This is a genomic window from Oceanobacillus sp. FSL W8-0428, assembly GCF_038004405.1.
Taxonomy (GTDB): domain Bacteria; phylum Bacillota; class Bacilli; order Bacillales; family Amphibacillaceae; genus Oceanobacillus; species Oceanobacillus sojae.
The window spans coordinates 1388389-1408125 of the sequence record NZ_JBBORB010000001.1; the positions used below are offsets into that span (position 1 = coordinate 1388389).

Sequence of the window (19737 nt, forward strand, 5' to 3'; positions counted from 1 at the left end):
AAATGAGCAGCGTAAGAATGGAAGAAGTCTGATTAAACGAAGAAAGGAAGCGATTGATCGTGTTCATCCACATTGGCAATGATAATGTTATCCGGTCCCGGGAGGTCATTGCGATAATTGATTACGATTTATATGCAAATGCATCAGGAATGTATCAGATGATACAGGAATGGAAGCAGAAGGATAGAGTTTCCGGTCCCGAAAAAAAGGCAAAATCCATTATGATTACAGAAAATCGTATTTTTTTCAGTACCTTATCGGTGGCTACTTTAAGAAAGCGGTCAGGTATTTTAACAACAATCAGTAATTTAGAAGATTATTATGAAGAATGAGTCTGAAAAGCGCAGCCGTATCTGTAAATCAGCTTATTAAAAAATTAGAGCCGGAGATAGCTGTTTTTCTATAAATAATTATCTCTGCACAGACAAACTAATAATATTCTAAACAGCAAAAAATCAAGAGATTCCAGCTGCACAATAATGCAGAATACTCTCTTTTTAAATATAAAAAGAAACTTCATTCAGTGGGAGTTTTACAGACGGTTATCCGTGATAAATTGATGAAGCGTAATTCATATAGAAATGAGTGTGAGAAGATGTCAATGGAAGACAAAGTAACAGAAAACCAAGCCTATGATGCTGACCAGATACAAGTACTCGAAGGTCTTGAAGCCGTTCGTAAAAGACCAGGAATGTACATCGGTTCCACCAGTGAAAAAGGATTACACCACCTTGTTTGGGAGATTGTCGATAACAGTATCGATGAAGCACTGGCAGGTTATTGTGATCATATTGAAGTCATTATCGAAGAAGATAACAGTATTACTGTAAAAGATAATGGCCGGGGAATTCCTGTTGGTATCCAAAAGAAAACAGGCCGCCCAGCTTTAGAAGTTATTATGACAGTGCTTCACGCCGGCGGTAAATTTGGCGGCGGCGGATATAAAGTTTCCGGTGGACTTCATGGTGTAGGTGCGTCTGTTGTAAATGCTCTTTCCAGTAAATTAGAGGTAACTGTTCACCTCGATGGAAAAATTCATTACCTTTCTTTTCATAAAGGGGTTCCTGATGGAGAAATTGAGATTATCGGTGATACAGATATTACAGGAACAGTAACACACTTTATACCAGATCCAGAAATTTTCACAGAAACTACCGAGTACGATTATGGAACATTAGAACAACGTCTGAGAGAGCTTGCTTTCTTAAACAAAGGATTGCGTATATCCATTGAAGATAAGCGTACGGAGAAAGAGCCGGCAACGTATTATTATGAGGGCGGAATCAGTTCTTATGTAGAATTCATTAATAAAAATAAAGAAGTATTGCACGAACCATTCTATGCTGAAGGTGAAGATCAGGGAATAGCTGTTGAAATTGCTATCCAATATAACGATGGGTTTGCAACCAGCTTATATTCTTTTGCTAATAATATTCATACCTATGAGGGTGGAACACATGAAGTTGGTTTCCGTTCAGGGTTGACGCGTGCAATCAATGATTATGCGAAAAAGAACAGCTTATTGAAAGATAATGAATCGAACCTGTCTGGAGAGGACGTCCGGGAAGGTTTGACAGCAATTGTTTCCGTGAAGCATCCAGATCCACAATTTGAAGGGCAGACGAAAACAAAACTGGGAAACAGCGAAGTACGTGCAATTACAGATGGCGTATTTTCAGAGACCTTCTCTAAATTTCTTTATGAAAATCCAACGATTGCTAAAATTATTGTTGAAAAAGGGTTAATGGCGTCCAGAGCACGTTTGGCTGCTAAAAAAGCAAGAGAGCTGACACGTCGTAAAAGTGCGCTTGATGTAACAAGTCTGCCAGGAAAATTAGCTGATTGTTCTTCAAAAGACGCATCAAAAAGTGAGCTGTACATTGTAGAGGGTGACTCTGCCGGCGGTTCTGCAAAATCAGGAAGAGACCGTCACTACCAGGCAATTCTTCCTTTACGGGGGAAAATCTTAAATGTCGAAAAAGCACGTCTGGATCGAATTTTATCAAATAATGAAGTACGTGCCATGATTACGGCGTTAGGAACTGGTATTGCTGAAGATTTTGATATATCTAAGGCACGCTATCATAAGGTTGTTATTATGACAGATGCTGATGTGGATGGAGCTCATATCAGAACGTTATTATTAACGTTTTTCTACCGATATATGCGTCCATTAATTGAGCATGGCTATATTTATATTGCACAGCCGCCGCTTTATCAAATCAAGCAGGGCAAAGCGGTCCATTATGTTTATTCCGATAAAGGTCTGGATGCACTCCTTGCTGAGCTTCCAAAAGCACCAAAACCAGGTATTCAGCGCTATAAAGGACTGGGAGAAATGAACGCGGACCAGCTTTGGGATACAACAATGAACCCAGACTCACGTACACTGCTGCAGGTTGAGCTTAACGATGCAATTGATGCAGACCAGGTTTTTGATATGTTAATGGGCGATAAAGTAGAACCACGACGCAACTTTATCGAAGAAAACGCCCAGTACGTACAAAACTTAGATATTTAATTGTTACATCATTTTGATAAAGGCAATTAAGCGGATAGAAAATCTCTATTCCTTTGTGTCAGGTGTTAAAAATATAATAGTTATATAAGTTTAATTATTAATATACATGCTTCCGTTTTCTTTATTAATAAGAATGAATAGTGATAGTACTCTACAACTAGCGGAAGAAATACACGTAGACTCCCGTGGGAAAGCGCAAATGTCTTCGGTGGGGCGAGTAATCGCAGTCCCAGTAGGAAGACCCCGCAGAAAAAGCGATCTTCTTTTTCGCGGAGGCTGAGCGCAAGCCCACAGGAAAGCGTAGTGTATTTCTGGAGCGGCCATTCTAAAGGCTATTCTTAGACTCCATGTATATTCAAAAAGCTCAAATATTATAATCCAGCTTATCCAATGGAAAGATTCGAGGAAATCACTGAAATAATAGTGATTGGGAGGTTATTAGACTATGGCAGAGGAAAATCGTCCGAGTGTCCAGGAAATAAATATAAGTAAAGAGATGCGCACATCCTTCTTGGATTATGCGATGAGCGTAATTGTAGCAAGGGCATTACCAGATGTCCGAGATGGAATGAAGCCCGTACATCGCCGTATTCTTTATGCAATGAATGATCTGGGAATGCACTCTGACAAAGCATTTAAAAAATCGGCACGTATCGTTGGAGAGGTTATTGGTAAGTACCATCCACATGGTGATTCGGCTGTTTATGAAACAATGGTAAGAATGGCGCAGGATTTCAGTTATCGATATATGCTCGTGGACGGGCATGGGAACTTCGGTTCTGTCGATGGTGATTCGGCAGCGGCAATGCGTTATACAGAAGCACGTATGTCTAAGATTTCCATGGAGCTTCTTCGTGACATTAATAAAGACACAATTGACTATCAGGATAACTATGACGGCGCTGAACGTGAACCAATCGTGTTCCCGGCTCGATTCCCTAATTTACTTGTTAATGGAACATCAGGGATTGCTGTCGGGATGGCAACGAATATTCCGCCGCATCATTTGGGAGAAACAATTGATGCTGTACTTGCAGTAAGTAAAAATCCGGATATAACAGTAGATGAAATTATGGAAAGCTATCTTCCAGGTCCAGACTTCCCTACAGCTGGTCAAATCTTAGGAAGAAGCGGTATCCGCAAAGCCTATGAAACAGGAAAAGGATCTATTACGATCCGTGCAAAAAGCAATATTGAGCAGGGGAAAAATGATAAAGAAACAATTATTGTGACAGAGCTTCCTTATCAGGTGAACAAAGCTAAGCTTATTGAGAAAATAGCTGAACTTGTCCGTGATAAAAAAATTGATGGTATCACAGATCTTCGTGATGAATCTGACCGTAATGGGATGAGGATTGTAATCGAGCTCAGAAGAGATGCAAATGCGAATGTTGTATTGAATAATTTATATAAGCATACTTCTTTGCAGACAACTTTTGGTATTAATATGCTTGCCCTTGTTGACGGGCGTCCAAAAGTATTAACTATTAAACAATGCTTAGAATATTATTTAGAGCATCAAAAAGAAATTATCAAGCGCCGTACAGCTTTTGAGTTAAATAAAGCAGAAGCACGCGCACATATTTTAGAAGGCTTGCGTATTGCACTTGATCACTTGGATGAGGTTATTTCCTTAATCCGTAACTCCAAAACGGCCGATATAGCAAGAGAAGGCTTAATCGAACGTTTCCAACTGTCTGAAAAACAAGCTCAGGCAATTCTTGATATGCGTCTGCAGCGTTTAACAGGCTTGGAACGTGAAAAGATTGAAGAAGAATATAAAGAGCTGCAGGCATTAATTGCTGAATTAAAAGCAATTTTAGCTGACGAAGAAAAAGTATTAGAAATCATTCGTGAAGAGCTGATTGAAATCAAAGAGAAGTTCCGTGATGACCGCCGTACAGAAATTGTTGCCGGCGGAGCAGGTTTCTTTGAGGATGAAGATCTTATCCCGGAAGAAAATATTGTTATCACGCTGACACATCAGGGTTATATTAAACGATTACCGGCGTCTACGTACCGTACACAGCGCCGCGGCGGCCGTGGTATCCAGGGAATGGGCACGAACGAGGATGACTTTGTAGAGCATCTTGTATCAACTTCAACACATGATACAGTTCTATTCTTTACGAACAAAGGGAAGGTTTATAAAACCAAAGGATACGAAGTTCCTGAGTTTAGCCGTACTGCCAAAGGAATCCCAATCATTAATTTGCTTCAGGTGGAAAAAGGGGAATGGGTCAATGCAGTTATTTCTGTATCTGAGTTTGATGAAGACCACTTCTTGTTCTTTACAACGAAGTATGGGGTTGCGAAACGTACCTCCCTTGAAAAATTTAAAAATATCCGCAAAGGCGGCCTCATTGCTGTAAATCTGCGGGAAGAGGACGAATTAATTTCTGTCCGTATGACCGATGGCGAAAAAGAAATTATGATTGCTACGAAAAATGGCTATTTAATCCGTTTTGAGGAAGAGCAGATGCGTCCAATGGGAAGAACAGCAGCAGGAGTAAAAGGAATTTCCCTGCGCGAGGACGATGAAGTAGTTTCGATGGAAATCATGGAAGAAGGTTCTAAAATTCTCCATGTAACAAGTAAAGGATTTGGAAAGCAGACACCAGAAGATGAATATCGCCGTATTAACCGTGGCGGTAAAGGTGTATTTACCTGTAAGCTTGATGAAAAAACAGGACATGTTGTTGCTGTGAAGGCTATCCATGGTGATGAAGATTTAATGGTTATCACTGTTGGCGGTGTGCTTATTCGTATTCAAGTATCCGATATTTCTCAAACTGGCAGAAATACTAAAGGAGTGCACTTGATTCGTCTGCAGGATGATGAAGAAGTTGCAACTGTAGCCCGAATTGAGAAAGAAGAAGAGGTAGTGGAAGAAGAAGCAGAACAAGCTGAGCAAACGGAAGTGTCTGAGAAGAATAACGAAGCGGATGATAACAACGAGTAACAGATAAGATTTTTTAGTTCGTATTGTTATCCAATGATAATATTAAGAAAATCAGCTGCCTGGCTATGGGAAATACAGCTTGGCGGCTGATTTTTTATTTAGTTTCACCCTGAAAATTTTGCAATAAACACTGGCTGATAAGGGCTGGTGTTTTTTGCTGTGTTATTTTTAAAAATTGTTGAATCAGCGGATATTCCCGATCTGTCTTCATTTGGATAAGCTCTCCCCACCATTCTGTTTCATACCTGCAAATCATGCTTAAATTAAACAGAAGCAGATAATGCACCAGGATCTCAGAATAAGGGAAATAATCTGCTCTTGCTGCCGGAAAATAAATACATTCATTATACAGATGATAACGGAAAGGTCCATTCCAATCTGTGACGGATCCTGTCAGATAAAGCTCTAATCCTCCTTCTTTCTGCTGAATATCCTCGATTGGGGGAAGAAAGGGACGAATTCGCTCTACAAATGTAGTTTCTTTTAAATGAAATCCATCTAAAATACTGTCTGGAAAGTAAAGCTGTTTACTTCCTTTTTCTCCAATAATAACCATCGGATTTTCTTTGTTAAAATTCCAGATAGTACTTAATTCTGGAATAGAACGCAGCAGCAGCTGCATCGAAACACGATTTAAAGGGAAGGGATGGTGAGAAAATAAATAACGGCTGACATATGGAAATAAACCCTGCTGCTGAATTTTGACTTCATCCTCAATAAAACGATAATCTTTGCGTTTTCTTTTCCGGGCTGTCAAACCGTGTGCAAGTACAGCTGTTGTTTCAGGATAATCAGGGCGTTTTGTTAACAGCCAGCCTTTTAAAAGATGCATCATCCCATAAAAAGACAAAACAGGCTGAACCAGAATATTGCTGCTTTGGCTGGATTCCATAAAACTGATTCCATTATTTATATAGTGTATAAACGAGGAACTATTTTGATAGCTTTTTGTTTTCGTATCATCCTGAGATTGATAACTTTTTTCTAAATATTTTTGCGCATTTTCTTCTGCAGTTAAAAACGAGTAGATATCTTCATAAGGAATCATCACTCCAGCTCCATAACTATTTAAATATTTTGAATCTATCCTCTATTTGTACTTATATGTAGGGTGCTTGAAAAAGCTTAAAAGATAGAGTAATGTAAGTAAAAATAGATATTTGCTACTACTTTCACAAAGGCGGTATTTTTTAAGCAGTTTCTCCGATATCGTATGAAGATATACCTTGAAAACTGTATAGCATCTGCAAAATGAAGTGAAACTATGTTGTAAATTCAATGATTGGAGGATGAGCTAGCAATGAGAGAAGACAAATTTGCAAAAGAAGGTTTAACGTTTGATGATGTACTACTTGTTCCGGCTGAATCAGAGGTTTTACCAAATCAGGTGGATTTAAGTGTTGATTTAACATCAAACTTAAAGTTGAAATCACCTTTTATCAGTGCTGGAATGGATACAGTAACAGAAGCAGAAATGGCAATTGCTATGGCAAGACAGGGCGGATTTGGTGTTATTCATAAGAATATGTCTATTGAACAGCAGGCAGAGGAAGTAGACCGTGTAAAACGCTCTGAAAGTGGAGTTATCACGAACCCTTTCTTCTTGACTCCTGAGCATCAGGTATACGATGCGGAGCATTTAATGGGGAAATACCGCATTTCAGGAGTTCCAATTGTTAATAATATTGAGGAACAAAAGCTTGTCGGTATTTTAACCAATCGTGATTTACGCTTTATTGAGGATTATTCAATTCTGATTTCAGAAGTGATGACAACTGAGGAATTGGTAACAGCGCCAGTTGGCACAACATTGGATGAAGCAGAAAAGCTTCTGCAGAAATATAAAATTGAAAAGCTGCCTCTCGTTGACGATCAAGGGATTCTAAAAGGGCTGATTACGATTAAAGATATTGAAAAGGTCATTGAATTTCCGAATGCAGCAAAGGATTCACAAGGACGGTTAATTGTAGCGGCTGCTGTCGGTGTTACTGGCGATGCGATGAAGCGGATTGAAAAATTAGTTGATGCTGGAGTAGATGGTATTGTTATTGATACTGCACATGGCCACTCTAAAGGTGTTCTTGATCAATTAAAATATATTCGTGAGGCCTATCCCGATTTAGCGATTATTGCAGGAAACGTAGCAACAGAAGATGGGACAAGGGCTTTAATTGAAGCAGGAGCTTCTGTTGTAAAAGTAGGTATTGGACCAGGATCAATCTGTACAACTCGTGTTGTTGCAGGTGTTGGTGTACCGCAAATCACCGCTGTTTATGATTGTGCCCGGGCAGCAAAGGAGTATGGTGTTCCTGTCATTGCAGACGGCGGCATTAAATACTCTGGTGACATTGTAAAAGCTTTAGCAGCAGGTGCACATGCAGTAATGCTGGGAAGTATTTTTGCAGGGACATCGGAAAGTCCGGGGGAAACAGAAATTTTCCAGGGACGCCAATATAAAGTATATCGTGGTATGGGATCTGTCGGAGCGATGCAGGCGGGATCCAAAGATCGTTATTTCCAAAGTGATTCAGAGAATAAGAAACTCGTGCCAGAAGGTATTGAAGGACGTATTGCTTATAAAGGATCACTTGGAGATACCTTCCATCAGCTGGCAGGCGGTCTGCGCTCTGGTATGGGTTATTGTGGTACAAAAACATTAGAGAGCCTAAGAAATGACTCTCGATTTATCCGCATTACAGGTGCCGGATTAAAGGAAAGTCATCCACATGATGTACAAATTACGAAAGAAGCTCCAAACTATTTTGTGCAGTAATGAAATGAATTTTATATGATGACAAATTTGTGTCATACGGTCGTAAAAAAAATAGATAGAGGATGTTGCTCTATCTATTTTTTTATGAATTTTTATGGTAAAATGTGAAGCGTGCTTAGCAGAATACATAGAACTTATCACAGTGCTGCGCTTTTGGGTGAAACAGGTAATTTACAAGCCCTATTTAGTGGAAAAAGAGCGAAAAAAATGTCACTGAATGAAGTTTCGTTTTATGTAAACAAGCTATATTATTAAACGGAGGTACGGAAATGTGAGAAAGTCTATGAATAAATTATTTCTTTTGGTGGCTGCAGCAGCGCTTGTCTTAACATCTTTAGGAACACCAGCCATGTCTGTTTATGCAGATGAATTAGAATTAGAGGCAGAATCGGTTATTTTAGTGGATGCAGAAACGGGTAAAATTTTATATGCGAAAGACCCGGACGTGGCATTGCCTCCTGCTAGCATGACGAAAATAATGACAGAATATCTTGTTTGGGAAGCAATTGAAAATGGGGATATTTCTTGGGATACAACAACACAGATTAGTGATTATGCATATAGTATATCCGCAAATGGCGATTTTTCAGGTGTTGGATTAACACAGCAAAAAGACTATACAGTAAAAGAATTATATGAAGCAATGGCAATCAACTCAGATAATGCTACATCCATTGCATTGGCTGAATTAATTGCAGGATCTGAAAGTGAATTTGTTAAATTGATGAATGAGAAGGGCGAAGAATTAGGTCTTCAGGAATATAAATTTGTCAATTCAACGGGATTAGATAACGAGAGTTTAGGAGATAATTATCCTGAAGGGACCAGCCCTAATGATACAAACTTATTATCATCCCGTGCAGCTGCAATTCTGGCGACAGCTTTGGTGAATGACTACCCGGAAGCTTTGGAAATATCAAGTATACCGAGTACAGAATTTGATGGACAGGAAATTGACAACTGGAATTACATGCTCGATCATGATTCAGTGAACTTAGAACAATACTATTATGAAGGTGTAGACGGCTTGAAAACAGGTCATACTGATCTTGCCGGTTATGCTTTTACAGGAACAGCAGAACGTGATGGAAAACGGCTTATCACGGTTGTTATGAAAACACCGAGTATGGAAAAACGCTTTGAAGAAACGGCAAAGCTGTTAGATTATGGATTTGACCAGTTTGAAACAAAAGAATTGTTTCCTGCAGGATATCAAGAAGAAGGCGAAGAAACAATTCCTGTCGCAAAAGGAAAAGACAAAGAAGTAAATATTGGTATTAATAATGCTATTCAGGTTCCTGTGAAATCAGGTGAGGAAGAGCTTTATCATTTAGAATATACGTTAGATGAAGATAAATTAAATAGTAACGGTGAGCTGGAAGCTCCAATAGAAGCGGATGAAGTAATTGGAACAGTTAACGTTGTCTATGATGGGGAAGAAGAAGATTATGGCTATATTTCAGATGAAGCAAGCCAGGAAAGTTACGAATTAGTTGCTATGGACTCTGTTGAAAAGGCTAATTGGTTTATGCTCACTTTACAATCTATAGGTGATTTCTTCGTAAATATGTTCCAGGGAGCATACAACTGGGTTAAAGGACTTTTTTAATTAATTTCTCCAGAAACCTTGCAACCTGATATGAAATAGCTTATGATATACAATAATTCAAAAAAAACATAATGTGTTGATAGGAACTAGTAGCTGTTTTTCTATCTGTAGAGAGCTAATGGCTGGTGTAAATTAGCGTTAGAATACAGTGAATCCATCCTGGAGCATGCTTATCGAAGTGAGTCAGTCATTGTAAGTAAGCACGGAGATACGACGTTATTCGTATACAAAGCCGAAAGAGTCCATTTGGATTTTTTAACTAGGGTGGCAACGCGGGAAATATACTCTCGTCCCTTTCTATATAAGGGACGGGAGTTTTTTAATGGTTTAAAGAGGAAGTCAAATATACAAGGAGGTAACAATGATGTTAGATATGAAGTATGTACGAAATAACTTTGATGAGGTAAAGAGAAGGCTCGCGCACCGTGGAGAAGATCTCAGTGAATTAGATAAATTTGGTGAGCTGGATGTAAGAAGACGTGAATTAATCGCAGAGACGGAACAGTTAAAGGCAAAGCGTAATGAAGTGTCTAAGGAGATTTCTGTTCTAAAGCGTGAAAAGAAGGATGCTGAAGCAGCTATTGCTTCCATGCGTGAAGTTGGAGATGAAATATCTAAGCTTGATAAAGAATTAAAAGAAATTGAAGAAACCTTAGACCAGATCATGCTTTCTATTCCTAATCTGCCGCATGCGAGCGTTCCTGTCGGAGAAGATGAAGATGATAACGTAGAAGCACGTAAATGGGGCACTGTTCCAGAATTTTCATTTGAAGCACAGCCGCACTGGGATGTTGCTACAAATTTAGATATTTTAGACTTTGAGCGCGCTGCAAAGGTAACAGGAAGCCGTTTTGTTTTCTATAAAGGGTTAGGAGCGAGATTAGAGCGTGCATTATTGAACTTTATGATGGATCTGCATGCGGATAAGCATGGATATCAGGAAATGCTTCCTCCATATATTGTGAACCGGATGAGCATGACCGGCACCGGACAGCTTCCTAAGTTTGAAGAGGACGCATTTAAGCTGGAGGGCTGGGATTATTTTCTGGTACCGACAGCTGAAGTTCCTGTAACGAACTATCATCGTGATGAAATTTTAACAGTAGATGATCTGCCGAAAAAATATGTCGCATTCAGTGCCAGCTTCCGTTCTGAAGCAGGTTCTGCCGGAAGAGATACACGCGGTTTAATCCGTCAGCATCAATTTAATAAAGTCGAGCTCGTGAATTTTGTAAAACCGGAAGATTCTTATGAAACATTAGAAAAGCTGACTGGTGAAGCAGAGAAGGTGTTACAGCTGTTAGAATTACCTTACCGCGTAATGAGTATGTGTACAGGTGATTTAGGCTTTACAGCAGCGAAAAAATACGATATTGAAGTATGGATCCCAAGCCAGGATACGTATCGTGAGATCTCTTCCTGCTCTAATTTTGAAGATTTCCAGGCGCGCCGTGCCGGTATCAGATTCCGCCGTGAAGCAAACGGGAAACCTGAATTTGTTCATACTTTAAATGGTTCTGGTCTTGCATTAGGACGTACAGTAGCAGCAATTTTAGAGAATTATCAACAGGAAGATGGAAGTGTTGTTGTACCGGAAGTACTACGTGCCTATATGGGCGGCGTAGAAGTGATTGGCAAGTAATATTCAAGTGAAAGACACTCTAATTTCGGAGTGACTTTCACTTTTTTTTTGAAAAATGTTGACAAGTAATATTGGTGGGTGGTATAGTAGTTTTTGTGTTCACGGAGGTATACCCAAGTCTGGCTGAAGGGATCGGTCTTGAAAACCGACAGGCGGGTCAAACCGCGCGGGGGTTCGAATCCCTCTACCTCCTCCATTTATAACAAAAATAAATAATGATAAATAAAAACCCGTGGCTTTCGAGCTGCGGGTTTTCTGATATATTCCTACATAGATTTACTCTTTATCTCTTCTCTCCATCAATGATTCCAATAACTGCTTTGGCAGCGGAAAGCGTTTGTTATCCAGCGGCAGAAAGTTGAGCTTGCTCTCTGCATGTTTATCTTCTTTAGCCTCGTTCATTTCCGAATGAAGAAACTCCATCTTCTCATCTAGCTGATTTGCAATATTTGCGCTGGTTGTTAATTCTGCCACCAGGTGTTCCGGTACTTCTCCATCATATTTATAATAAATTTTATGCTCTAAGCTCGCCCAGAAATCCATGGCAACAGTGCGAATCTGTATTTCGATAAATACCTCTTCCTGACGGTCAGAGAAAAAGACAGGAATCGATAAAATCAAATGAAGGCTTTTGTATCCATTTGGTTTTGGATTCTTAATATAATCTTTTATTTCAATAACTTTTATATCCTGCTGACCTTGTATCATTTCACTGATTTTATAAATATCAGAGATAAAGGAGCAGACAATACGGATCCCTGCAATATCCTTGATATAGTTCTTAATCGACCCTTGCGTAATTGGAATATTTTTGCGCTGGCATTTTTGTAAAATACTTTCAGGTGATTTAATGCGTGATTTTAAATGTTCAATCGGATTGTAATCATGAATATGCTCAAATTCTTCCTGAAGGATGTTAAGCTTTGTATTTATTTCATCCAGTCCAAATTTGTAGCTGAGCATAAAACGTGTAAGTTCTTTTCGTACAGCTGTTAACTGGTTTATTTGTTTTGATTCATCCATTGATAAAATTCCTTTCTGGCTTTCATTCAGATACAATATAAGTATAGCAAAAATTGTTTTTTATATCAGATTATAAGGTGTCTTATTTTGTCCTTGCAGATGTACTCTTGACAAAAGCGTGACAAGCCCTTATAGTACAATTCAACATAATAAAAAATACGTTGAACGGACCAGTAATTTATGTGCATTTACGAAAGAGAGGAAATCCTGTGGCTGTGAGATTTCTGTAAATGCCTTTATGAACCTATCCGTGAGTAAGTTGGCGGATGCTGACTGCAGCATGCTGCATTATCAAAGAGAGTGGATAAGCTTTTATCAAAAAAGGTGGTACCGCGGAAATAATACTGATTCCGTCCTTTATATAGGATGTGTAATCAGTTTTTTTATTGTCAGCAAGGTACAGATGATATATATCAAATGAATCAAGATAACTACAGGAGGAAAATACATGGATAAGACAATTGCATTTTTTGGAGCAGGAAATTTAGCAGAGGCGATTATTGCCGGAATAACGAGAAGCAATATTGTTTCTAATGAACAGGTACTTGTTACCAATCGCAGTGATAATACACGTCTAGATTTACTTTCCGAAAAATATGGGGTGCAATGTAATCGGAATAAGGAAGAAATGATACAGGAAGCAAATATTATTATTTTGGCTATGAAGCCTAAGGATGCGGGTAACTATTTAAATTGGCTTAAAGATCATATAAAGCCGCATCACGTGGTTATTTCTGTGATCGCAGGGTTATCCATCGAACAGATGGAAAAAACGCTTGGAGAAGGTATTCCTGTTATTCGGACGATGCCAAATACATCTGCATTAATCGGCCAGTCAGCTACTGCTATTTCCAAGGGATCTTACGTCCAGCTTAGTCAGCTTTATCTGGCAGAAGAGCTTTTCCAGACAGTAGGCACAACAAAAATTGTCGATGAGAGGGATATGCACACAATTACAGCTATTGCTGGAAGCGGTCCGGCGTTTTTCTATTATATGGTAGAATCAATGGAGAAGGCAGCGGTAGAGGCAGGACTGGACCAGGAGACAGCATTAGAATTGTTAACACAGACCGTTATTGGTGCAGGGAAAATGCTTGAATCATCCGGAGAAAATCCAGAACAGCTGCGCATTAATATTACCAGTCCGTCCGGAACAACAGAGGCTGGCTTAAATCAGTTAATGGCGAATGAATTTGATAAGGCTGTTAAAGCATGTGTAAATGGAGCGAGAGAGCGTTCTATCGAAATAACAAATGCACAGAAATAACTTTGAAGAGAAGAGGGGAAGTATATGCATACACCGGACTGCAGCTATTGCGGGAAGAGATGGAGTTATGGGCAGACCTTTAAACAGGTATTTAAGATTAAAATGATCTGTCCGCATTGCGGTAAAGAAAATTTTTATGATGCAAGTAAAAAAGGCGGCTGGCTCCCTTTATTAGCAATTCCCATTTTTTTAGGGCTGGCAATTCTATTAAAACTTTCTTCTGCCGGAATTATTCTGGTAGGCTGTTTATTAATGATTCTTCATGTCCTGTCTATCCCTTATCGCACAAGTTTACAGAAAGCAGGTAAATGAACGAAACAACCTGCTTTTCAAAATAGATAAGGTTTAGTATAATACGATTGTTCGTTTATTTTTTGAAGGGCGGACAATGAAATATAATTAGGCGAATACAATCGCTTGATTATACCAATAGCCCCAGTAGCTCAGGGGATAGAGCATCGGTTTCCTAAACCGTGTGCCGCAGGTTCGAATCCTGCCTGGGGCGTAAGTAATAGTGTGTGTGAAAAAGCAACTGGAAACATCGGAGATTTCCAGTTGCATTATTTTTGGAAAAGGTTTGTACTTAAAAATTTAAATAAACCATTAAACGTCATTTTTCGTTTTCTTGTTTGTCTTATAACAAGAGTTTAGAAGGATGGCGTTTTAAATTTTATTGCGTTATTAACTATAAATAATTGGTTCTATGTCAAATGTGGTGGTGGAATAATCATTCCCCACCTCTTTTTTTATGAGCTTATTTTAATACAAGCTTTACCTCTTGTTGCCATAGAATTTTCTTTCTCATTCGCTCAAAATTTTTAATTCCATAAGATAGTCTCTTTAATACTTTAATGGTGTTATTTACTCCTTCTATGTAGCCATTATTATAAGGGTACATAAAAGATTGAAGGATCTCTTGACGCCATCTTTTAAATGTAGCCGCGACACGATGAAATCCATCTAATGTGGATGCTTTCAACTTTTTTAAGCATGCTTCTAAACCTGCAGCTACGCTATATTCGTCACTTTCCTTAAACCACATATCCAATGCATGCTTTAAATCATAGGCTTCCTTTAAGCGCGTATCTATTTCTAATAATTGTTGGATTTTCTTCTTCTGGTTATCAGAGCACGTTATCCATGATTTCCAAAGAAGCTTCTTGGAGCGTTTCATTCGAATCCGATCTTTCTTGGGCAGTCCTTTTTGAACTTCACGACGTACTTCATCAAAAGCCCAATAGACCTGTCGCATAAAGTGAAAACGATCTGCGATAATAAGAGGATCTCCCAACGCTTTTCAAATAGCTTGTTTAAAACTTCGGGATAAATCCATCACGACAATCTCTACCTTTCCTGTATCACAAGACTTCAGGTACTCCTCCATTGTTTCTACTTTTCGATCCGGCAAGATATCGATAATTCTTCGATTCTCCACATCTACTACATTCAATTGAAACCTTTTGCCATCCGCATCTCCTTTAAACTCATCAATCGCAATAACACGCGGCAATACCTTCCTAGATGTTAGCTCCTTCTGGTCAAACCATCGTAAAACGCGACTTTCCGTCACTCCAGTTACGAGCGCTGCCGTTCGAAAGGAACTTATCGCTGCATGCATCATCGCTGTCGTCTGAACGCTCGCCATACACCGTTGATACCGTTGAATCATTTGTAAACGTTCATAAAATGTGTGATGGCATGACGTACAAATATAACGTCTCTTTCGCAGGGAAATATGAATTTCTTTGGTCGTAAACGCTGGTCCTTGAACGCTTTGCCAGCGATAGCCATGCATCCGCTTGGTCCTCTCTCCGCAAAAAGGACACTTCTGCTTGCGCTGTTTCGTGAACAATTCCGCAATAAAATAATTTTCTTCTTCTCTGATATCCCACACATCCACATGCGTATCTTTAATTCCTAACAACTCTGTGATAAAATGATGGTGCACTCTTTTCCTCTCCCATTCCTTTTGTCTCGACAACTCAAGGGTAACAGAGAGAGGAAACTGAGTGTATTTTTTCTATACCGTTTATTCTGGTAAGTTGCAGTGAAAAGAAAGAAGAGTCTGATCTAATTACAGAACATCCAACACGCTTACATACTATAGGCGAATTTTATAAGATATAAAGAAGCTAATGATATCGGCACATATGAAACAGGACCGGTTACAATTATAATCGACTCTGCTGAAACAGTGAATGGATCATTATCAGATACATTTAAAGTACCTGATGATGAAAGAGAGATGGAAATGTTAAAATGTACCCGTAGTCAAGAAAGAGCTCCTTTCCTGCGTCAATTCCCATTTATTTTAGAAGAATCCACTGCGCAAGAAGTTGAACAATCAACCCTGCTGATAGATGCACCACTAGATAACGAGGGAAACGCGGCTGGAGAGGATTTAGAGATAGAAATTTATTTCTTAAAAGATTAATTTCTATTTTAGCAATTTTTTTGGCTGCAGCATCGATAAGGTATTGATTTATAAAAAAATATATAGTGAAAGGAGCCGCTTTTTTTTGTGTGAACGGCTCCTTTCATCTATATAAAGAGCAATATCGAGCAAGGAAGTTCCCGCTGTTATATCACTTTCACCCGATTCAAAATATCCTCCGCATTTTTCACGCGATCCTCTGTCGGTGGCTCCACACCCTCGAGCGGATAATCTAATCCAAGATTTTCCCATTTATAAACACCTAATTTATGATAAGGCAAGACTTCTATTTTTTCGACATTATTTAATGTAGCAATAAAGTCTGATAGTTCTTGCAAGTATTCATCGTTATCACTGCCGCCAGGTACCAGTACGTGCCGGATCCAGACGGGAACGTTTTTTTGGTCTAAATAATTGGCCATATCCAGAATGTGTTCATTTGAAAGACCTGTGAGTTCTTTGTGCTCTACAGAATTAATATGCTTTAAATCTAATAATACTAAATCGGTTAATTCTAGTACTTTATCTAAATTCTCTATAAAGTGAGGAGAGCGGTTAAAGCACCCGGCAGAAGTATCAATGGTTGTGTGTACGCCTAATTTTTTCAGTTCGGTAAATAGTTCGAGTAAAAATTCAACCTGAAGCAAAGGCTCTCCGCCGCTTACAGTCACTCCTCCATTCGTAGCCTGGAAAAATGGAAGATAATCTTTAATGTCTTTTACAAGCTCTTGTACAGACATTTTCTTTCCTGCCCCCATTTTCCAAGTATCGGGATTGTGACAAAATTTGCAGCGTAATAGGCAGCCCTGGGTAAATATAACGTACCGCAGCCCCGGCCCATCTACCGTTCCACACGTTTCGATTGAGTGAATTCTTCCTTCTTTCATGATGCTCTTCCTCCCCGCTTTATTGCTTAAAATAATTCTTCATCAACCGCTCTGATAATTTTATGAGCGCTTGATAATCATTTTCTTACAGGACCTTACAGGCTTTCATGGAAGGTCCGATTTATCACATCAATTTGTTGCTCTCTTGTCAGTTTAATAAAGTTTACCGCATATCCCGAGACACGAATGGTCAGCTGCGGATATTCTTCCGGGTGCTCCATCGCATCTAATAAGGTTTCACGATCAAATACATTGATGTTTAGATGATGCCCCTGTTTTTCTGCGTAACCGTCAAGAATGCCGGCTAAGTTTGTTGTTCTTGTTTCTTCATCTTTACCTAATGCTTTCGGTACGATGGAGAATGTGTTGGAGATACCATCCATCGCATACTTATATGGTAATTTTGCAACAGAGCTTAAAGAAGCTAAGGAGCCGTTTTTATCGCGGCCATGTAATGGATTTGCTCCTGGTGCAAAAGGTTCTCCTGCTTTTCGTCCATCTGGTGTATTTCCTGTTTTCTTCCCGTAAACAACATTGGAAGTAATAGTCAGAATAGACTGCGTTGGTACAGCATTGCGATACATATGATGTTTTTTAATTTTATTCATAAAGTTCTTCACTAAATTGACTGCAATCTCATCGACGCGTTCATCATTATTACCGTATTTAGGATAATCTCCTTCAATTTCATAATCAACGACAAGGCCATCTTCATCGCGAATAGTTTTTACTTTGGCATATTTAATGGCACTTAAGGAGTCGGCAATCACAGACAATCCTGCAACACCGCAGGCCATTGTCCGTAATACTTCATGGTCATGCAGTGCCATTTCCAGACGTTCATAGCTGTATTTGTCATGCATATAATGGATAACGTTTAATGCGTTGACATATAACCCGGATAACCAGTCTAAGAGTGTATCATATTTTTCTATCACCTCGTCATAATCCAGATATTCTGACGTAATTGGTGCATAGTTTGGAGCTACCTGCATTTTCAGATTTTCATCGACCCCGCCATTGATTGCATAAAGAAGTGCTTTCGCTAAGTTGGCCCGGGCACCGAAGAATTGCATTTGTTTACCGATGCGCATGGCAGATACACAGCAGGCAATCCCATAATCATCTCCGTAAATCGGACGCATGATATCGTCATTTTCATATTGAATGGAGCTTGTTTTAATGGACATTTTAGCACAATATTTTTTATAGTTTTCAGGCAATTTTTTTGACCATAGAACTGTTAAGTTTGGTTCAGGTGCTGGTCCTAAATTATCTAGCGTATGCAGAAAACGGTAGGAACTCTTTGTTACAAGTGGACGTCCATCTTCTGCTATCCCTGCCAATGATTCTGTTACCCAAGTTGGGTCTCCGCTGAATAATTCGTTGTAATCTGGTGTTCTTGCGAATTTAACGAGACGCAGCTTCATCACAAAATGATCGACAAGTTCTTGTGCTTCTTCCTCTGTCATAACCCCATTTTTAATATCTCTATCTATATAAATATCTAAGAATGTAGAAACACGGCCAAGGCTCATTGCTGCACCGTTTTGTTCTTTAATTGCAGCTAAATATGCTAAATAGAGCCATTGGAAGGCTTCCTGAGCAGTTGCTGCAGGCTTTGAAAGGTCAAATTCATATTTTTCTCCGAGTTTTTTCAAGTCCTGCAGTGAACGAATTTGTTCTGAAGTTTCTTCGCGGTCACGAATAACATCCTCTGTCATTGTTCCATTACCGATCAGGCTAAGATCTTTTTTCTTTTCTTCGATTAAACGATCAACACCATATAAGGCAACTCTGCGGTAATCTCCAATAATACGCCCGCGACCATATGCATCCGGGAGACCGGTGATAATTCCTGCTTTTCTTGCTTTTAAGATTTCGGGTGTATAGGCGTCAAAGACTCCCTGGTTATGCGTTTTACGATGTTCCGTAAAGGTATGAACAACTTCATCATCCACCTTATATCCATAGGATTCTGCAGCAGCTACTGCCATACGGATACCTCCAAATGGCATTAAAGCACGTTTGAAAGGCTCATCAGTCTGAACACCGACTATTTTTTCAAGTGGCTTATTCAGATAGCCTGCATTATGGGAAGTAATCGTTGATACGATCTTTGTATCTAAATCATAAACGCCGCCATTTTCCCGTTCCTCTTTGGTTAATTGCATGACTTGGTCCCACAAATCTTTAGTTGCCTGAGTCGGTCCTGCCAGGAAGGATTCGTTTCCTTCATATAAGCTATAATTCTGTGATATAAAATCACGCACATCGATTTCTTTCTGCCAATTACCATCAAGGAAACCATCCCAAGGAACTCTTTTCACCATTTCATCTGCTACTTTCATAGCAAAACCCCTCCTCTTAATAATTCAACATGTGAAATATTTCACATTATCTTAATTTCATTATAACGCTTTTGAAATATAAAACAAGTGAAATTCTTCACAAACAACGAAAGTTCTTAAAATGTTCAAATTTAACATTTTTCCGAAAGAAGTCCCCTCTTCAAGCGTAAGAAAGGCTTCCATGCAACGATAAGGGGAGATGAATTTCGGTTGGTGATAGCCAAAAAGTTTTTGTTATGGTGTGTTTGGAACAAAAGTTCCGTTAGAG

The 19737-nt window shown here is 39.2% G+C and carries 13 protein-coding genes, 2 tRNA genes, 1 pseudogene and 2 other annotated features; of the genes and pseudogenes, 11 read left to right on the plus strand and 5 right to left on the minus strand.

Annotated elements, in window-relative coordinates; genetic code table 11:
• Nucleotides 1-59 precede the first annotated feature (59 nt).
• The 3 genes from remB to gyrA all read left to right on the plus strand — a co-directional run bounded on the left by remB (nucleotide 60) and on the right by gyrA (nucleotide 5483).
• Nucleotides 60-332: an extracellular matrix regulator RemB gene (gene remB / locus MKY30_RS06125; protein ID WP_147212577.1), complete on the plus strand. Its 273-nt coding sequence runs from the start codon at nucleotides 60-62 to the stop codon at nucleotides 330-332.
• A 263-nt stretch (nucleotides 333-595) separates the two neighbouring features.
• Nucleotides 596-2521 carry a DNA topoisomerase (ATP-hydrolyzing) subunit B gene (gene gyrB / locus MKY30_RS06130; protein ID WP_147212608.1) on the plus strand — a complete coding sequence of 642 codons (1926 nt, stop codon included), beginning with the start codon at nucleotides 596-598 and terminating at the stop codon, nucleotides 2519-2521.
• Between the two features lie 445 nt (nucleotides 2522-2966).
• A complete protein-coding gene (gyrA, locus tag MKY30_RS06135; protein WP_147212576.1) occupies nucleotides 2967-5483 on the plus strand; it encodes a DNA gyrase subunit A in 2517 nt (838 codons plus the stop codon).
• A gap of 94 nt (nucleotides 5484-5577) precedes the next feature.
• Here the strand turns inward: gyrA and MKY30_RS06140 are convergent, their stop codons facing one another.
• Nucleotides 5578-6531 (minus strand): YaaC family protein, encoded by a 954-nt coding sequence (locus MKY30_RS06140; RefSeq protein ID WP_341083126.1) that lies wholly within the window; start codon nucleotides 6529-6531, stop codon nucleotides 5578-5580.
• A 252-nt stretch (nucleotides 6532-6783) separates the two neighbouring features.
• Between MKY30_RS06140 and guaB the strand changes: the two genes are divergently transcribed.
• The 4 genes from guaB to MKY30_RS06160 all read left to right on the plus strand — a co-directional run bounded on the left by guaB (nucleotide 6784) and on the right by MKY30_RS06160 (nucleotide 11703).
• Nucleotides 6784-8256, plus strand: coding sequence for an IMP dehydrogenase (guaB, locus tag MKY30_RS06145; RefSeq protein WP_147212574.1), 1473 nt, complete (start codon nucleotides 6784-6786; stop codon nucleotides 8254-8256).
• A gap of 271 nt (nucleotides 8257-8527) precedes the next feature.
• Nucleotides 8528-9865, plus strand: a complete 1338-nt coding sequence (locus MKY30_RS06150) for a serine hydrolase (protein WP_147212573.1) — start codon at nucleotides 8528-8530, stop codon at nucleotides 9863-9865.
• A 67-nt stretch (nucleotides 9866-9932) separates the two neighbouring features.
• Nucleotides 9933-10163 (plus strand) — a binding site (T-box leader).
• A 66-nt stretch (nucleotides 10164-10229) separates the two neighbouring features.
• On the plus strand, nucleotides 10230-11507 hold the full coding sequence (gene serS / locus MKY30_RS06155; protein WP_147212607.1) for a serine--tRNA ligase: 1278 nt from the start codon (nucleotides 10230-10232) through the stop codon (nucleotides 11505-11507).
• A gap of 103 nt (nucleotides 11508-11610) precedes the next feature.
• A tRNA-Ser gene (locus MKY30_RS06160) sits at nucleotides 11611-11703 on the plus strand.
• 80 nt (nucleotides 11704-11783) lie between these two features.
• Here the strand turns inward: MKY30_RS06160 and MKY30_RS06165 are convergent.
• Nucleotides 11784-12530 (minus strand): GTP pyrophosphokinase, encoded by a 747-nt coding sequence (locus MKY30_RS06165; protein ID WP_147212805.1) that lies wholly within the window; start codon nucleotides 12528-12530, stop codon nucleotides 11784-11786.
• Between the two features lie 152 nt (nucleotides 12531-12682).
• Nucleotides 12683-12891 (plus strand) — a binding site (T-box leader).
• An 87-nt stretch (nucleotides 12892-12978) separates the two neighbouring features.
• Between MKY30_RS06165 and proC the strand changes: the two genes are divergently transcribed.
• The 3 genes from proC to MKY30_RS06180 all read left to right on the plus strand — a co-directional run bounded on the left by proC (nucleotide 12979) and on the right by MKY30_RS06180 (nucleotide 14302).
• Nucleotides 12979-13797 carry a pyrroline-5-carboxylate reductase gene (gene proC, locus MKY30_RS06170; RefSeq protein ID WP_341083130.1) on the plus strand — a complete coding sequence of 273 codons (819 nt, stop codon included), beginning with the start codon at nucleotides 12979-12981 and terminating at the stop codon, nucleotides 13795-13797.
• A 24-nt stretch (nucleotides 13798-13821) separates the two neighbouring features.
• Nucleotides 13822-14109 carry a TIGR04104 family putative zinc finger protein gene (locus tag MKY30_RS06175; protein WP_147212803.1) on the plus strand — a complete coding sequence of 96 codons (288 nt, stop codon included), beginning with the start codon at nucleotides 13822-13824 and terminating at the stop codon, nucleotides 14107-14109.
• Between the two features lie 120 nt (nucleotides 14110-14229).
• Nucleotides 14230-14302 (plus strand) — tRNA-Arg (locus MKY30_RS06180).
• Between the two features lie 249 nt (nucleotides 14303-14551).
• On the opposite strand, the pseudogene MKY30_RS06185 reads toward MKY30_RS06180, so the two are convergent.
• A pseudogene (locus MKY30_RS06185) lies at nucleotides 14552-15745 on the minus strand (ISL3 family transposase).
• A 303-nt stretch (nucleotides 15746-16048) separates the two neighbouring features.
• Here MKY30_RS06185 and MKY30_RS06190 point away from each other — a divergent pair.
• Entirely contained in the window at nucleotides 16049-16231 is a 183-nt protein-coding gene (locus MKY30_RS06190) for a hypothetical protein (RefSeq protein ID WP_156988831.1), read from the plus strand.
• 146 nt (nucleotides 16232-16377) lie between these two features.
• Here the strand turns inward: MKY30_RS06190 and pflA are convergent, their stop codons facing one another.
• Together pflA and pflB are read right to left on the minus strand one after the other, a co-directional pair.
• Complete coding sequence (pflA, locus tag MKY30_RS06195; protein ID WP_156988829.1) at nucleotides 16378-17118, minus strand: pyruvate formate-lyase-activating protein; 741 nt, start codon at nucleotides 17116-17118, stop codon at nucleotides 16378-16380.
• Between the two features lie 95 nt (nucleotides 17119-17213).
• The gene (gene pflB, locus MKY30_RS06200; RefSeq protein WP_147212268.1) at nucleotides 17214-19469 is read right to left on the minus strand and encodes a formate C-acetyltransferase; all 2256 of its coding nucleotides are present in this window, start codon (nucleotides 19467-19469) and stop codon (nucleotides 17214-17216) included.
• Between the last annotated feature and the right edge of the window lie 268 nt (nucleotides 19470-19737).

Excerpts from the sequence above, each read along its gene's own strand:
- pflA (WP_156988829.1), bottom strand. The coding sequence starts at position 17,118 with ATGAAAGAAGGAAGAATTCACTCAATCGAAACGTGTGGAACGGTAGAT.
- MKY30_RS06190 (WP_156988831.1), top strand. The coding sequence starts at position 16,049 with ATGTTAAAATGTACCCGTAGTCAAGAAAGAGCTCCTTTCCTGCGTCAA.
- MKY30_RS06165 (WP_147212805.1), bottom strand. The coding sequence starts at position 12,530 with ATGGATGAATCAAAACAAATAAACCAGTTAACAGCTGTACGAAAAGAA.
- proC (WP_341083130.1), top strand. The coding sequence starts at position 12,979 with ATGGATAAGACAATTGCATTTTTTGGAGCAGGAAATTTAGCAGAGGCG.
- serS (WP_147212607.1), top strand. The coding sequence starts at position 10,230 with ATGTTAGATATGAAGTATGTACGAAATAACTTTGATGAGGTAAAGAGA.
- pflB (WP_147212268.1), bottom strand. The coding sequence starts at position 19,469 with ATGAAAGTAGCAGATGAAATGGTGAAAAGAGTTCCTTGGGATGGTTTC.
- guaB (WP_147212574.1), top strand. The coding sequence starts at position 6,784 with ATGAGAGAAGACAAATTTGCAAAAGAAGGTTTAACGTTTGATGATGTA.
- gyrA (WP_147212576.1), top strand. The coding sequence starts at position 2,967 with ATGGCAGAGGAAAATCGTCCGAGTGTCCAGGAAATAAATATAAGTAAA.
- gyrB (WP_147212608.1), top strand. The coding sequence starts at position 596 with ATGTCAATGGAAGACAAAGTAACAGAAAACCAAGCCTATGATGCTGAC.
- MKY30_RS06175 (WP_147212803.1), top strand. The coding sequence starts at position 13,822 with ATGCATACACCGGACTGCAGCTATTGCGGGAAGAGATGGAGTTATGGG.
- MKY30_RS06140 (WP_341083126.1), bottom strand. The coding sequence starts at position 6,531 with ATGATTCCTTATGAAGATATCTACTCGTTTTTAACTGCAGAAGAAAAT.